The sequence below is a fragment of the Aliiroseovarius sp. ABM4_368 genome (genome assembly GCF_056161205.1).
Genome location: NZ_JBSWYR010000012.1, coordinates 1 through 13876, shown reverse-complemented (window position 1 = coordinate 13876; position 13876 = coordinate 1). Strand labels below are relative to the sequence as shown.

General features: G+C 56.8%; 11 protein-coding genes and 2 pseudogenes. 9 read left to right on the top strand and 4 right to left on the bottom strand.

The window, feature by feature from the left end:
- Window positions 1–177 precede the first annotated feature (177 nt).
- Both tnpB and ACXAH3_RS16330 read right to left on the bottom strand, forming a co-directional pair.
- Complete coding sequence (tnpB, locus tag ACXAH3_RS16335; RefSeq protein ID WP_474863323.1) at window positions 178–531, bottom strand: IS66 family insertion sequence element accessory protein TnpB; 354 nt, start codon at window positions 529–531, stop codon at window positions 178–180.
- 178 nt (window positions 532–709) lie between these two features.
- A complete protein-coding gene (locus tag ACXAH3_RS16330; protein WP_474863321.1) occupies window positions 710–913 on the bottom strand; it encodes a transposase in 204 nt (67 codons plus the stop codon).
- A gap of 82 nt (window positions 914–995) precedes the next feature.
- On the opposite strand from ACXAH3_RS16330, the pseudogene ACXAH3_RS16325 reads away from it, so the two are divergent.
- Together ACXAH3_RS16325 and ACXAH3_RS16320 are read left to right on the top strand one after the other, a co-directional pair.
- A pseudogene (locus tag ACXAH3_RS16325) lies at window positions 996–1390 on the top strand (transposase); the annotation flags it as partial.
- 177 nt (window positions 1391–1567) lie between these two features.
- Window positions 1568–2491 (top strand): LysR family transcriptional regulator, encoded by a 924-nt coding sequence (locus ACXAH3_RS16320; protein WP_474863319.1) that lies wholly within the window; start codon window positions 1568–1570, stop codon window positions 2489–2491.
- A 33-nt stretch (window positions 2492–2524) separates the two neighbouring features.
- On the opposite strand, the gene ACXAH3_RS16315 is transcribed toward ACXAH3_RS16320, so the two are convergent.
- Window positions 2525–3718, bottom strand: a complete 1194-nt coding sequence (locus ACXAH3_RS16315) for a CaiB/BaiF CoA transferase family protein (protein WP_474863317.1) — start codon at window positions 3716–3718, stop codon at window positions 2525–2527.
- 219 nt (window positions 3719–3937) lie between these two features.
- Window positions 3938–4535: pseudogene (locus tag ACXAH3_RS16310) on the bottom strand (transposase); the annotation flags it as partial.
- 497 nt (window positions 4536–5032) lie between these two features.
- On the opposite strand from ACXAH3_RS16310, the gene ACXAH3_RS16305 reads away from it, so the two are divergent.
- From ACXAH3_RS16305 to ACXAH3_RS16275, 7 genes are all read left to right on the top strand, one after another.
- On the top strand, window positions 5033–6328 hold the full coding sequence (locus ACXAH3_RS16305; protein ID WP_474863315.1) for a CapA family protein: 1296 nt from the start codon (window positions 5033–5035) through the stop codon (window positions 6326–6328).
- 61 nt (window positions 6329–6389) lie between these two features.
- Window positions 6390–7373, top strand: a complete 984-nt coding sequence (locus ACXAH3_RS16300) for a Bug family tripartite tricarboxylate transporter substrate binding protein (protein ID WP_474863313.1) — start codon at window positions 6390–6392, stop codon at window positions 7371–7373.
- A 116-nt stretch (window positions 7374–7489) separates the two neighbouring features.
- Window positions 7490–8848, top strand: a complete 1359-nt coding sequence (locus tag ACXAH3_RS16295) for an MmgE/PrpD family protein (RefSeq protein WP_474863311.1) — start codon at window positions 7490–7492, stop codon at window positions 8846–8848.
- Window positions 8849–8864: 16 nt separating this feature from the next.
- Entirely contained in the window at window positions 8865–9353 is a 489-nt protein-coding gene (locus ACXAH3_RS16290; protein ID WP_474863310.1) for a tripartite tricarboxylate transporter TctB family protein, read from the top strand.
- Entirely contained in the window at window positions 9350–10867 is a 1518-nt protein-coding gene (locus ACXAH3_RS16285) for a tripartite tricarboxylate transporter permease (protein WP_474863308.1), read from the top strand. Before ACXAH3_RS16290 ends, ACXAH3_RS16285 begins: the two co-directional genes overlap by 4 nt.
- A gap of 58 nt (window positions 10868–10925) precedes the next feature.
- On the top strand, window positions 10926–12581 hold the full coding sequence (locus ACXAH3_RS16280) for a hypothetical protein (protein WP_474863307.1): 1656 nt from the start codon (window positions 10926–10928) through the stop codon (window positions 12579–12581).
- Window positions 12582–13340, top strand: coding sequence for a hypothetical protein (locus ACXAH3_RS16275; RefSeq protein WP_474863305.1), 759 nt, complete (start codon window positions 12582–12584; stop codon window positions 13338–13340).
- Window positions 13341–13876 lie beyond the last annotated feature (536 nt).

The window sequence follows — 13876 nt, the reverse complement described above, 5'->3', positions numbered from 1 at the left end:
TGCAGCACTCTAAGTTTGCGTTGAATGTCGCGTTCGTCGTTCGTCATGAAAACTTCCTCCATCCCAAATCAGGGAATTTACAGGAAGTGTCCCGAAAGTCCGTACATATCTGCACCCAACTATGTCGTCGATCTACCAAAACGCACACGACAGCGCCTGCCCAAAACGCGCGCCGAGTCATTCTGCCGCAGCAGGAGATGGCACTTCAGGGGAGGTAACTCGCCGCCAATCTAGCCCCGCAAAAAGGGCTTCAAACTGGGCCGGGTCCAGACGCAACACGCCGTCCCGGATGGCAGGCCACTTGAACGCGTTCTGTTCCAGCCGTTTGTCGGCCATCACTAAACCCGTACCGTCCCACCAGATCAGCTTCAAACGATCAGCTCGCTTGGCACGGAACACATAGACGGCACCGTCAAAGGGCCGCATCTTCAGATGACTTTGGACCAGTGCAGCCAAACCGTCATGACCCTTGCGGAAGTCTACCGGCTTGGTTGCCGCGAAGATCTTCACCCCATGAGATGGATGGATCACAGCGCGAGGGCCAGTTCAGCAATTCGTGCAATCGGCGTCGAGGCCGCAAGCAGGATTGTCACCTCCCCTTCTGCAGTTCAATCTTGTCGTTACAAACCGGATAAGGCGCTGAAGGCACCGTTGGCGGAAGAGGAGTTTCCAAAGCCACAGGGGCGAAGCTGACCCCCTCAAGGTTCGGCTAAACCAATTTGCCTTGCCGCGCTTGCCTGCGCCAATCAGAAGCATGACTGGGCACGATGTCATAACGCTCCGCGATCCCATTGACCGTCGCACCATCCATCAACATCTCGGCAACGATATGCGCTTTGACCTCGTCAAGCCAACGGCGCTTGCCATCGGATCCGCGACGCACACCAACGAGTAACTCGTTCATAGTCTCCATGGAGAAACTCCCTCAAATCAACGAGGAGAGGACTCTCAGATCACGAAACGATTGGGGAGGTCGGCTCAAAACACCGCTTACGATAAAAGAACAGGCAGCCAGGAAGCTAATGGCTGAGGTGTGCCGCAAGCATGGACTCAGCCAAGGCACGTTCTACAAGTACAAATCTAAGTACGGCGGCATGGAGGTGTCCGACGTCGCAAAGCCGAAGGCGATGGAAAACGAGCACACCAAGCTCTAACGCCTTCTGGCGGTTACCATGCTGGACAATGCTGTTCTAAAGGATCTTTTGGGAAAGAACTGACGACACCGCATGAGCGGCGAGAGGCAGTGCTGAGACCTGGCGAACGCTGGTCTCTGGACGTCTTGTCTGACAGGTTCGGGGCAGCGCGCCGGCTCTGCATCCTAGCAGTGAAAGATGATTGCTGCCGTGAAAACCTATGCCTTATAGCCGACACCAGTAACTCGGGCACCCGCAGAAGCGCGTCGGAAGCTTTCGTGCATTTTCGCTGAGTTGTTCGTCCCAGGCCTTGCGACACATCCAACTTCTATCATCAGCTGATTTGTGCAACTGTGCCTCTTGGCAATGTCCCCGAAAACTCTAAGCTGTAGGTTGGGGAGCAATAGGGAACACCATCTTCATAGGGTCGTCACATGAGAATAAACTTCGAGCTTCAGGATCTTAGAGCTTTTCTCGCAATTGTTGATCTCGGCTCGTTCCGCAAGGCCTCGGAGGTGCTCAATATTTCCCAACCTGCTCTGACGCGCCGAATAAAATCTTTTGAGTTCAAGCTCTCCAATCAGCTTTTTGAACGCTCGACGCGGTACGTTTACCTGACCAACGTTGGCAGGGAACTTGAACCCATCATCCGGCGGACCCTTGCGGAGATAGATGAGCAGTTCGGCGTGATTTCGGATTCGTCTCATTTCAAGTCAGGACTCGTCTCGATTGCGTGTATTCCGACATCCATGGTTAGCTTTCTACCCAGGATGATTGGCAAATTTCACGAAGAGTATCCTAGGGCGATGTTTCGCGTTATGGATGCCTCATCTACGCATGTGATCGAGAGTGTCACGAACGGATCAGCTGATTTCGGTGTGACCTTCATGGGGCATATGCACGGTCAGATTGATTTCTTACCGCTGTTCGATGACAAGTTCGTGGCGCTAACGCGCAAGGATGATCCACTTGTCGAAAATCCAAGCATTACCTGGGACCAGATAAACACCCGCCAGCTTATTGGGGTCAACCGCACCAGCGGGAACCGGACCCTGCTGGACGGTAGCCTCGCGAAAGAGGGGATCAAGCTCAACTGGGTACATGAAGTAAACCACCTGTCAGCCGTGGTTGGCCTGGTGCAGAATGGCGTGGGCGTGTCGATTCTGCCGGGCGTGGCCTATGCCGAAGCGCCGATAGACGATCTTTGCATCACGCCGCTGGTTGCGCCTACATTATCGCGCACGCTTGGCATAATCCAGCGCAAGGGAGCGCGGCATGGACGTTTGGTGAATGCATTCCTCGACCTTCTGAAATCAAGGCGCAATGTGGAATTGAGCGCGCCGAATTTCGTGAAATAACGCCGCTCGACATGCGGTAACGATCAGGCGTTGTCAGCCAACCACCTTACGAGTGCGCAACGTCGCAATTTCGTCCTCCTCATAGCCAATCGACTTCAGGATCTCATTATTGTCGCGGCCCAGTGTCGGAGGGGGCGTGTCTATTCTGGGTCCGCCCTGAGCGAATTTGTAGGCCGCTAGCGGCACGGTATAGTCGCCCTCGACCTTGTCCGAGCCGCCCTTGAAGCGGTGGAAGCTGTTGCGTTGAGCAACCTGCGGATCGGCTAGCGCCTCTTTCACGCTGCGTTGCCGGACGCACGGGACATGGTGACTTTGGAAAAAATCCTCCCACTCCTGCGCAGTTTTCGTCAGGAACAGCTCGTTCAGCAGTGCAAGCTCCTCGTCCCGACCTGCGATACGCTCTTCCTCGTTTTTCAAGCCGCGTTCCGGCTGGCCAAGGGCAGCCCAGAAGCGGGCGTACTGGCGATGGTTCGACGCAGCGAGCATGATCTTTCCGTCCGAAGCCTGAAACTGGTTGTAGGTTGGTGAACCATGCTCCAGCTTTTCGAAGCCCATCTCCTTTCCGGTACGCATCGAGTCGGTGATCTGCGCATACATCATCATGAACGCGACGTCGGTCAGGCACGTGTCGATTCGCTGACCTTTTCCGGTGGCTTCCCGCTGGAAAAGTGCACTAGCAAGGGCAAAGGCGGTTGTCACACCTGCGCCGATGTCCACCAATTGCGGACCACACCGCAGCGGACCTGAGTTTTGGGTTCCAGTAATCGACATGATGCCGGAATAGCTTTGCACCACCTGATCAAACCCGGTGTGGGATCGACGCGGCCCATCCTGCCCCCAGGCGGTCAGTGAACAGTAGATTAGACGCGGATTGATCTTTTTCAGATCCTCGTAGCCAAGCCCAAGGGCCTCAAACGATCCGGCGCGGTAGTTCTCAATGAAGATATCTGCATCCTTGACCAGAGCCTTCACGATGCGCTGACCTTCGGCGGTTTTCACATTGACCGTAAGGGACTTCTTGTTCGATCCGGTCGTCAGGAAGCGTGTGCCCATAAAGTTTTCTGCCAAAACCTTGTCGCCGCCATCGCTCCGCGCCATATCGGGATCTTCTGGTGGTTCGACTTTGATGACTTCCGCCCCTAGTAAGGCGAACTGGCTCGTTGCAAACGGCCCGGCCAGTACGTGGGTCATGTCGATAATCTTGATTCCTTCGAAGGGTCTTTGCATGGGAGCTTTCGTGAGTTTTCTCGTCTGTGAAGATAGATAGCCCAGCCTCCAGTCCGTTTGAGTCAAAGCCGCGCTGCATGCAGCCTAACAAAGCTGGAGAGGTGCGCCCATTGCAATAAAGCTAATTGCAATTGCAAATTTGGCAATAGTTCGAAAGGTCTGGAAGGCCTTGTTGCACAAATCGGGGCGCGACAGTACTTCCCCTTTTCTTGGACGGATTTAGCCTACGACCTCAGAAACAGGCATGCCAAGAGCTGCGTACCGGATAAGGGCGGCAATATGGATTCGGATTTCGGCAACCTGCCGGTCTAAGTCCCGTGCCAAGAGGCTCTGCACTAGAAACTTCACACAGTGCATCTTGGTTTAAGCACGATTTCTTCGGTGATGACCGCTCCACCGCAGCAAGATTGCGCGGCCGTGAAATTGTGATGCGGTGAATGCCTCATTACGTGCTGTGCCACTGGCGTTGGAAGGTTTTCCAGGGCTTGGCGTCTTTGCGCGGAGGGATGATTGCTAGGGCATTCCGGGAAGAAATCACGTCTAGGCATCTGCGTGTGTCACAGGTCACTTCGGCGATCATTGACCCAATCATCTGATCGGTTGAGATTTGATTTAGTAACTCGGACAACATTGGAACATCTCCAATGTTGCTGGTGGTGACCTCCACGGCTTGCACTTCCAGCGTTTCCTCTTCGATCTATATGTGTATCTTGCACCCAGCCCTGCGTTTCCGGCCACCTTGCTTGCAGGAGATCCACTCGCCTTTGATACCAGTGCCGTCGACTAGTAGGTTAAGCGGACCAGTTCTACCACGATAGAGTGGCCCACATTCAGTTTTTCTCGTGCCACTTGGATACATTACACGACAAGAAGCAGAGCGCGCGTACTATCAAAGCTTAAAAACAGACAACATTGTAGCTTGAAATTCGATCTTAACAGTTTCCGGCAGAACCGGGGCGTTTCATACCTCGGGATTGGTTCCCTGCAGGTCATGTTTTTGACCTGAGGGTCATTCAGCTTCCCGTCTTTGTAACCAATATGCATAAAACTGCCGTTTCGCCTTGCCAGTTTCCGCGTGGGGCGAAACGTGTTTTCCGGAACATTACAAGTCCTGCACAAGAATTAATCATTTGCTTAATCGCACCGCTAACGCGGCAAGTTATGCCGGTTTATTATTCCGTTTTTTGCAATAGATATGGATCATATTTGCATTTGATGGAGTCTATCGAGCGACATAGCCTTGATCGAAAGGGCGCACTTGGCGGAGCATCGTACCGACCCGCGCCGGAATGATTAGAAATCTGGACCCGATTAATGAATATGAATCTCGTAGTCACCGGTGAGACTTTGTGCACGCGCCGACACTCCTGCTATCAGGACAAACCGTTCCTGGAATTGGTTGACCTCATTCGTTCAGCTGATGTCGCCTGCACCAACCTTGAGACTCGTATTCATACATTCAAGGGCGCTCCGATGCCCGCAGACACGATGGGCCAAGAGCAGTCTTATCAGCAAGCTGACCCCTTCGTTGCGGACGAACTCAAGTGGATGGGAATCAACATGGTTGCTCGCTCGAACAACCACGGCATGGATTTCGGGCCCGAAATGATCCGCGAAGAGGGCGAGATCCTCGACGCGGCGGGGCTCGTCCATGCAGGGGTCGGGGCGCATCTGGCCGAAGCCACGCGCGCGACCTTCCTTGAGACGGACAACGGGCGCGTGGCGCTTGTCTCCGTTTGCATCGACTTTCCGCCCCACTGCCCGGCCGGGCCTCAGGGGCCGGAGTTTCCCGGCCGCCCGGGCATCAATGCCATCCACCACGAGACCCGGTACGAGTTGAACAAGAGCGAATTCGACGCCCTTGCCAAAATCATGAAGGATACCGGCCAGCAAAAAGCCCTGCGCGATGATCAGATCCTCGCCTTCGGCAAGATTTTCGAGCGCGGGTCGGACAATGTCCTGCGCTACAATGTCGATCAGGCGGATCTCATCCGCAATTGCCGCGTCATCGCCGATGCCAAACTCGCCGCCGATCATGTGGTGGTGCACCTGCATCAGGAAACCGAGGGCCACTATCCCGAGGATCATGTCATCACGCTGGCCCATGCGCTGGTGGACGCCGGCGCCGATGTGGTGATGGGCGACGGGCCACACCTTCTGCAGGGGATCGAGATCTACAACGGCTGTCCGATTTTCTACAGCCTCGGGAATTTCTTCTATCAGAGCGAGACGATCAAGATCTTCCCGCCCGACATGTACATCCGCAACGGGCTGGAGATCGACGCCCTGCCGCAAGAGGCGATCGAATACCGCGATGCGGTGCGGTCCGGGCGGTTGAAGAAGGACAATATCCGCCCGCTGCGGTCCGGCGACGAATACAAAGAATGGCACGAGGCGGTTCTGGGCGCGCTGACCTATGAAAACGGCGCGCTGCGAGAAATCCGGCTCCACCCGCTGTGGCACTACCACGAGAAACGATCGCAGCGGGGACTACCCCGGATCGCTGATCGCAAAATTGGCGATCGGATCATCGAGAAGATGGCCGAATATTCTGCTCCCTTCCAAACCGAGATCTACAATGAGGATGGCGTTGGAGTGATCAAGATCTGAGGCGCAAGAACCACAGTGCAAGAAACCTGAATCAATCACCATCAACAACAGGGAAAGTAAAATGAACATAAAAACCAAACTCATCTCGGTCGGCCTGCTGACCGTACTTCAAATGGGCATCGCCATGCCCGCTGCTGCAAGCGAATTCCCCTGCTCGACCCTGCGCTGGGTCGTGCCCTATTCCGCCGGTGGTGGCCTTGACTGGGCCACGCGCCTACTCACCGATGGCGTCTCCGAAAAGCTTGGTGGGGTTTCTATCGTGGTCGATAACCGCCCCGGTGCAACCGGTGCTGTCGGTGGCAAGGAGGTCGTCAAGGCAGACGCGAATGGCTGCACGATCATGGGGATCACCAACTCGATGGTGGTCAACCAGGCGATCAAGGGCGCAGACAAGGTGGGCTTTGACCTCTTGACCGATTTCGATCCGGTGGTCGCTCTGGCCACCACGCCCTACTTTATAACGGCAAATGCCGACCTTGGCGTGACAAACCTGCCTGAACTGATCGAGAAGGCCAAGGAAACGCCTAATGAGATTCCGTACTCGACGTCCGGGAACACCTCTCTTCAGGCCCTGACCTATGGCCTCCTCAAGACACAGGCCGGTATTGAGATGATAGAGATCCCTTACAAAGGGGGCGGCGAGATGTTCGCAGACTTCCTGTCCGGCCGCGTGCCCCTGTTCCTAGCCTATCCCTACGAGGTCGCCGACTACGTGGCCGAAGGTAAGGTCAACTATATTGCGGTGACTTCTGCCGAACGGCACCCGCTGCTGCCCGAAGTCCCGAGCGTAGCCGAAACGCTCGACGGTTACGAGGTGACGCAGACCTACGGCGTGGTTGTTCCCGCCGGCTCACCCGCCGACGTCGTTGCCATGATTCACGATGCCATTGCCGCCACTTTGATGACCGAAGAGATCGCGGACAAACTGCAATCAGAAACGTCGTTTGTCGTCGAGGCGGGAACGTCCAAGGAATATGGAGACATGATTGCCACCAACGTTGGAAAGTTCCAATCTGTCGCCAAGGGACTTGGCCTGATTGACTGAGCGGTTTCGAATGATGCAGGGCCGCGCTACTTGGCGGCCCTGCCACCTGATTTGCGGCAACCTGCCGTTCAACAATTATGCCGGGATGGCATGAAATCTCCCAAAAGGAAATACAAATGACCGACATGCACAGAGGCAGGCAACTTGAATCTTTCGTTGCATCAACAAACTATGAGACGATCCCCGAGGAGGTTCGCGAGGCCGCCCGCCAGGCCTTGGTCGACTATATCGGTGTATCCGTTGCCGGTTACAGAAGCCCGGCTGCGAGCCCCGCTGAAAAGACCGTCGAACGCTGGGCGGCCGCTGGCAACGCCCGTGTCATCCTCGGGCCGAAAACCAACCCGGCATTCGCGGCTCTTGCCAACGGCTCCATGACCCACGCGCTGGATATGGACGACACCCATAGTCAGGGTTGCGGGCACCCCAGCGGCCCGGTCTGGTCGGCCGCCATGGCCATGGCGCAACACTATGGCCGGAGCTCTTCGGAGGCGCTGGCGGCCTTCGTGACCGGCTATGAGGTCATGGCGCGTCTCGGCGGCGGCGGCACCTACGGGATTGGCCGCACGCTTCAGGTTCGCGGGTTCCACCCGACCTCGATGGTTGGCCGGATGGGGGCCGTAAGCGCCGCGTCCGCGCTGTTGGGGCTCGACACCGATCAGATCGGCAATGCCTTTGGCGCCGTGGCGACCACCGCGGGCGGGCTGCTTGGATCCTTCGGGACCCACGGCAAACCCTTCCATGCCGGCAAGGCGGCGCTGGATGGGATCCTCTGTGCCGAACTGGCCCATGACGGGTTCATCGGCGCCCGGCAACTCTACGAAATCGAAGGCGGCTGGCTACAGGCCTTCCTGCGCGATGACGAATACGAGATCCCCGATCTCGATTTCGCGGCGAAATGGGAGCTGCTGGAGACAGGCTACAAACGTTTTGCGAGCTGCCGCGCGACCCACACCCCCGCCGAAGCCGCGATCCTCGCCCGTCCTCTGGTGGATGGCCGCCCGATTGCAAAGGTCGTGGTCCTGCTCGATCGCACGGCCATGGTCACCGCGGGCCGGCTGGATCCGAAGACCGGGCTCGAAGGACGGTTCAGCATTCCGCTCTGTGTCGCCATGGGCCTCACCGGCAGGAACCTCGGGCCGCATGATTTCAACGAGGAAACGCTCGCCCGTCCCGACCTGCAGGCGCTGCTCAAGAAGATCGAATGCATCACGATCGATGACCAGCCCGAGGACGAGACGCACATCGAGGTAACGCTGGAGTCCGGTGAGGTGCTCAAAGCCTCCTCCGAGATCCCGTTTGGCGATCCGCGGCGTCCGTTCACTTGGGATGATCACCAGAGCAAGTTCCAGGAACTGGTTGCCCCGGTCGTCGGCGACAAAACCAGCGACGAGATCTTCGCCCTGCTGCGCAAGTTCGACGAGACGCCGGACAGCCTGGACAAACTCGGCAAACTTCTGGCCGCCAAGGCGGCCTAAAAAGGGAGACGATAACGTGAAAGCTACGCAACATTCTACCAGCCCGCTTCTTGGGGGCGGCATCCTGGCCGTCGGGATGGTAATCGCTGTCTACTCCAAAACCACACTTGAACTGGGAAGTTTTATCCAGCCCGGACCAGGAGGGTTTCCCTTTGTCTTGGGTGTGTTGCTCATGGTGAATGGTGCGATTTCGCTGCTCTTATCTTTCAAGGGCAGGCACGGAGAAGCGCCTGCAGACATCTCTCCCGAGCTGGATCTGAACTATAGGGTTCTGGCTCTTGTCGTCCTGTCGATAGCGGCCTTCGCTCTGCTGCTTGAGACCTTCGGCCTGGCGCCTGCCTGTTTTGTGCTGATCCTGCTGTCGTCCGGGGTCATCCGCGACATGAGTCTGGCCCAGAAACTGATCGCTTCGGTCCTGGGCGCATCGTTGGCGGTTTTGATATTCGCCATCCTTCTTGCGGTACCCGTGCACATCATCAACTGGCCGTTCGGAGGCATAAAATGAACGATATCCTCTCCAATGCTCTTCTTGGTCTGTCCGTAGCAGCGTCGCTTGAAGGATTCATGTACTGTACGATCGGTGTGCTGGTCGGAATGATCGTCGGCGTTTTGCCGGGCCTTGGTGCGCTGGCGGCGATCTCGATCCTCTACCCGATCACCTTTCACGTTGAGCCACAGTTCGCTCTGATCATGCTAGCGGGTATCTACTACGGGACCTCTTACGGCGGCAAGACGTCCGCGATCCTTCTTAACGTGCCCGGCACCACCGATGCCGCGGTGATCTGTCTCGACGGGCATCCCATGGCTCAGAAGGGCAGGGCCGGTGTCGCACTGTTCATGAGCACGCTAGCTTCCTTCAAGGGTGCCGCCGTCGGCATCATCGTCGTGATGCTCTTCTCGCCTCTCATTGCCTCAGTGGCGCTGTCCTTTGGCTCACCAGAGTATTTCGCGCTTATGGTCATGGGACTTCTGGCGACAACCGCCATGTCTGACAGTGGTCCGATCAAGTCCATTGCCATGGTCTTGATCGGCATCGTAGTCGGGCTGGCCGGTACAGACGTTAACACCGGAGTCGAACGTTTCAGCTTTGGCAACGAAACGCTGCAGGACGGTGTAAGCCTGGTGGTGATTGCTATGGGATTGTTCGGCGTGTCCGAAATCGTCTTCAGCTTCACCAATTCCAGCTTCGCCATTCAGAAAATCAGCATGCTCTCGATGCTGCCCAGCAAAGACGATCTAAAGCGGTCTGTGGCACCCATGTTCCGAGGGACCGCCATCGGCGCATTCTTCGGCGCTTTACCCGGGACCGGGGCGACGATCTCGACCTTCATTTCCTACGGCACCGAACGCAAGCTGTCGAAAACGCCAAAACGCTTCGGCAAGGGCGCAGTCGAGGGGGTTGTTGGGCCAGAGGCGGCCGCGAATAGTGCGGACATGACAGCCTTCATTCCCACACTCACCCTGGGGGTGCCCGGTTCGACTTCGATGGCGCTTATCCTTTCCCTGCTTGTGATCCACGGGCTGACACCGGGTCCACGGTTGATAACAGACCACGCAGACGTTGTCTGGGGGCTGATCATGAGCTTCTGGATCGGCAATATCATCCTCTGCGTCTTCAACATCCCGTTGATTGGGGTCTGGGTGCGCCTGCTGCAAATCCCCAGCCGCTATCTCTACCCGCTGATCCTTATGTTCATCTGCATTGGTACTTACTCAGTACGCATGAACGTAGGCGACGTGTGGTTGGTGATTGTCGCGGCCTTGTTTGGTGTCAGTGCCCGGCTCACCGACTTCCCTGCCGGACCGTTGCTGCTGGGATATGTTCTCGGACCGATGATGGAAGAGCATTTCCGGCGGACGCTTTTACTGTCACGCGGCGATCCCGCGGCCTTCTTCGAAGGGGCAATCTGCCTGACCATCTACATGCTGATCGCCTTTCTTTTCATGTTCAAGTTCATCCGCCAGACAAAATTCGGGCGCTCCGTCTTCCGGAACCGCATTTTGAGCGAAGGGGACTGAGCCTCCTCCCGTACTTCGCATGACGTCTCAACCGCCTTAATGACAAGAGGAATCCCACATGCTCGACTACTATGATCTCGGTGAATACAGCTGCCCGGTCTCCACCCGGATCCCGGACGCCCAGAACTGGTTCGATCGCGGAATGGTCTGGTGCTTCGGCTACAACCATGACGAGGCAATCGCCTGCTTTCTTAAAGCGATCCATCACGATCCGGATCTTGCCATCGCCTACTGGGGCGTGTCCTACGCCTCCGGTTGCAACTACAACAAACCATGGGAAGCCTTCGACGACCAGGACATGCAGTTGTCACTGGAGCGGGCCTTCGACTACAGCCGCCGCGCGTTGGAGAAAATCGGTCATGCCTCGGAGGTGGAGGCAGCGCTGATTTCCGCATTGGCTAAGCGGTACCAGAGCGGCGACGTGCCCGGCCTTGAGGGGTTTTGCATCTGGAATGACGACTTCGCCGATGCCATGCGCGAGGTCTACACGCGCTTCCCCAACGACTTGAATGTCGTGACCTTCTTTTGCGAAGCCATCATGAACCGGACGCCCTGGGCGTTGTGGGATCTCAAGACCGGCGCCATCCCCGAGGGGGCCAGCACCGCCGAAGCCGTCGAGGTGAGCGAACGCGCTCTGCAACGCGCAGATGCCTATCGCCACCCGGGCCTGCTTCACATCTATATCCACCTGATGGAAATGTCGCCGCATCCGGAGCGGGCGCTCCGCGCCGGTGACGCCTTGCGCCATCTAGTTCCTGATGCCGGTCATCTATGCCATATGCCGACCCACATAGACGTGCTGTGCGGCCACTATGAGCGTGTGGTCACATCGAACGATGCGGCGGTCGTGGCGGATCGCAAGTATCTCGAACGCGAGGGTGCGATCAATTTTTATTCCCTCTACCGATGCCATAACTATCACTTCAAGGTCTATGGTGCAATGTTCCTTGGCCAGTACGCGCCGGCTATCGAGGCTGCGACCGAAATGGTCTCAAACCTGCCCACGGAACTGCTCGAGGTGCAGTCGCCGCCCATGGCCGATTGGCTCGAAAGCTTCATCTCGGTCCAGCAGCATGTCTATATCCGATTCGGAAAGTGGGAAGAAATCGTCGCTCAGGAGCAACCCAAGAACCGTGAACTGTACTGCGTGACCAACGCCATGATGCACTATGCCAAGGCGGTTGCCCACGCTGCCAGCAACCGTGTCCAGGAAGCCGAAATCGAGGCAGGGCATTTCGAGGAAGCCTTCGACCTGGTCCCCGAAAGCCGGATGCTGTTCAACAACACATGCCGCGATATCCTGACTGTCGCGCGCGAAATGATGCTGGGTGAGATCGCGTATCGCAAAGCCGAATATGATCAGGCATTTGCTCACCTGCGCAAGTCCGTCGATCTAGACGATAATCTGCCCTATGACGAACCTTGGGGTTGGATGCAACCGACCCGCCACGCACTGGCCGCACTGCTGCTGGAGCAAGGCCACGTGGAGGAGTCGGCCCGGGTCTATCGGCAGGATTTGGGCCTGGATCCCGTCTTGCCGCGGGCGGTCCACCACCCGGACAACGTCTGGAGTCTGCAAGGCTATTACGAGTGCCTCAAAAAGCTGGACCGGAACGACGAGGCGCAATTGATTGGCCAGCGCCTGGCGCTTGCCAAAGGGCGGGTCGACGTTCCCGTCCGTTCGTCTTGCTACTGCAAGCAAGGCAGCTTCTGAGTGCGCAATGCCGGCATGCCGAAAAATGACCTGAACCGTTGCGTCCCGTTCGCCCTGCGCGCATTAAATTGCGCCGGATGGATGACGATTTTTGGCATGCTGACAGGGCCTGGCCCGTTGGGCGGGCTGACCGCCTTCGGTCCCGGCATGCAGCTCATTGACATGGTGCGACTGCATGTCTTCCATGATTTCAACGCTTTGCTGGATGCCGCGGCCTTGTGTTCTTTTCAGCTTGATCGCTCACCATTTGTGGTGGTTGCTGAGATCGGCGTCATGTGGCTGGCCATGGTTGGTGTGATGGTGCTGCCGTCATGGGCCTGCGGCGGTAATTTGGTCAAAATGTGGCCGGAAGTCAAAGCGGGCTGTAGGATTGGGATGTGCACTGCATTGCTTTGCTTATGTGTCGCCGGTGCGTTGGTTCAGATTTGCGCCCAAGGTCTTGGGGTACTGTCAGCACAGCTGAGAGTCACCGAACTGCCTGTTCAGGCGGTTTTCCTGTTGAGTGCGGCGCTCCTACATATACTGCGCGGCCGCCTTGCAAAAAATCCGGATACCCTGGATGCAGGAACGGATTTCTCGAACGGGTTTTTCTGGATGATCCGGGGTGTTTGGCGCTGCGTTCCCATGCTCTTACTCATGTTTCCGCTCGGTCTGATGAATGTTTTTGCCATGGTGGTGATGGGGGCGGCTATGGGCCTTGTCGACATGTATAAGTCCGCCCTGTCCTCGGGGAGCAGCCGCGCAGAGAAATTGACGTAGGGCACTCACAATCATGCCGATTGGAGGCGTTGCACGAATGGCGGTTGGCCGGCATTTATATCTTTCTCCGGTTCGTGATACGACGCCTTCACAGGTTGTTACCTAAGCCCCAAGGTTTCTCCACCTCGCGTAGAGTCTTCGGGTTCGGTTTTATGGCCTATACACAGCCAGTTTGTTCATCTTTCTTTTCTCAGAAAATTCTTTGGGCGTCAGGTTTCCGAGCGCCGAACGTGGTCTGTGGTGTTGTTGCCCTCCTGCCATTCTTCGAGTAAATGGCCTCTTGCTACCTCAAAGCACTGCCTGCGGGAAGAACGATCGGTGGCATACCGATTTACACTGCTAATGCTGACCTGCCCCCCGAAACTTCCCTCACTTTGTCCGTAGGTTATGACATTCTTAACTTCAGCCTAGACGAGCCGGACGTGCATACATTGAGCGTTCCCGCCACGCGTTGATCGTATTTTTCAGTTGCCTACTGGCGGGGAAACCCCAGTTCCGCACCCGTTAAACGAGGTCTGCCAGCTTGAGCCTCTGGA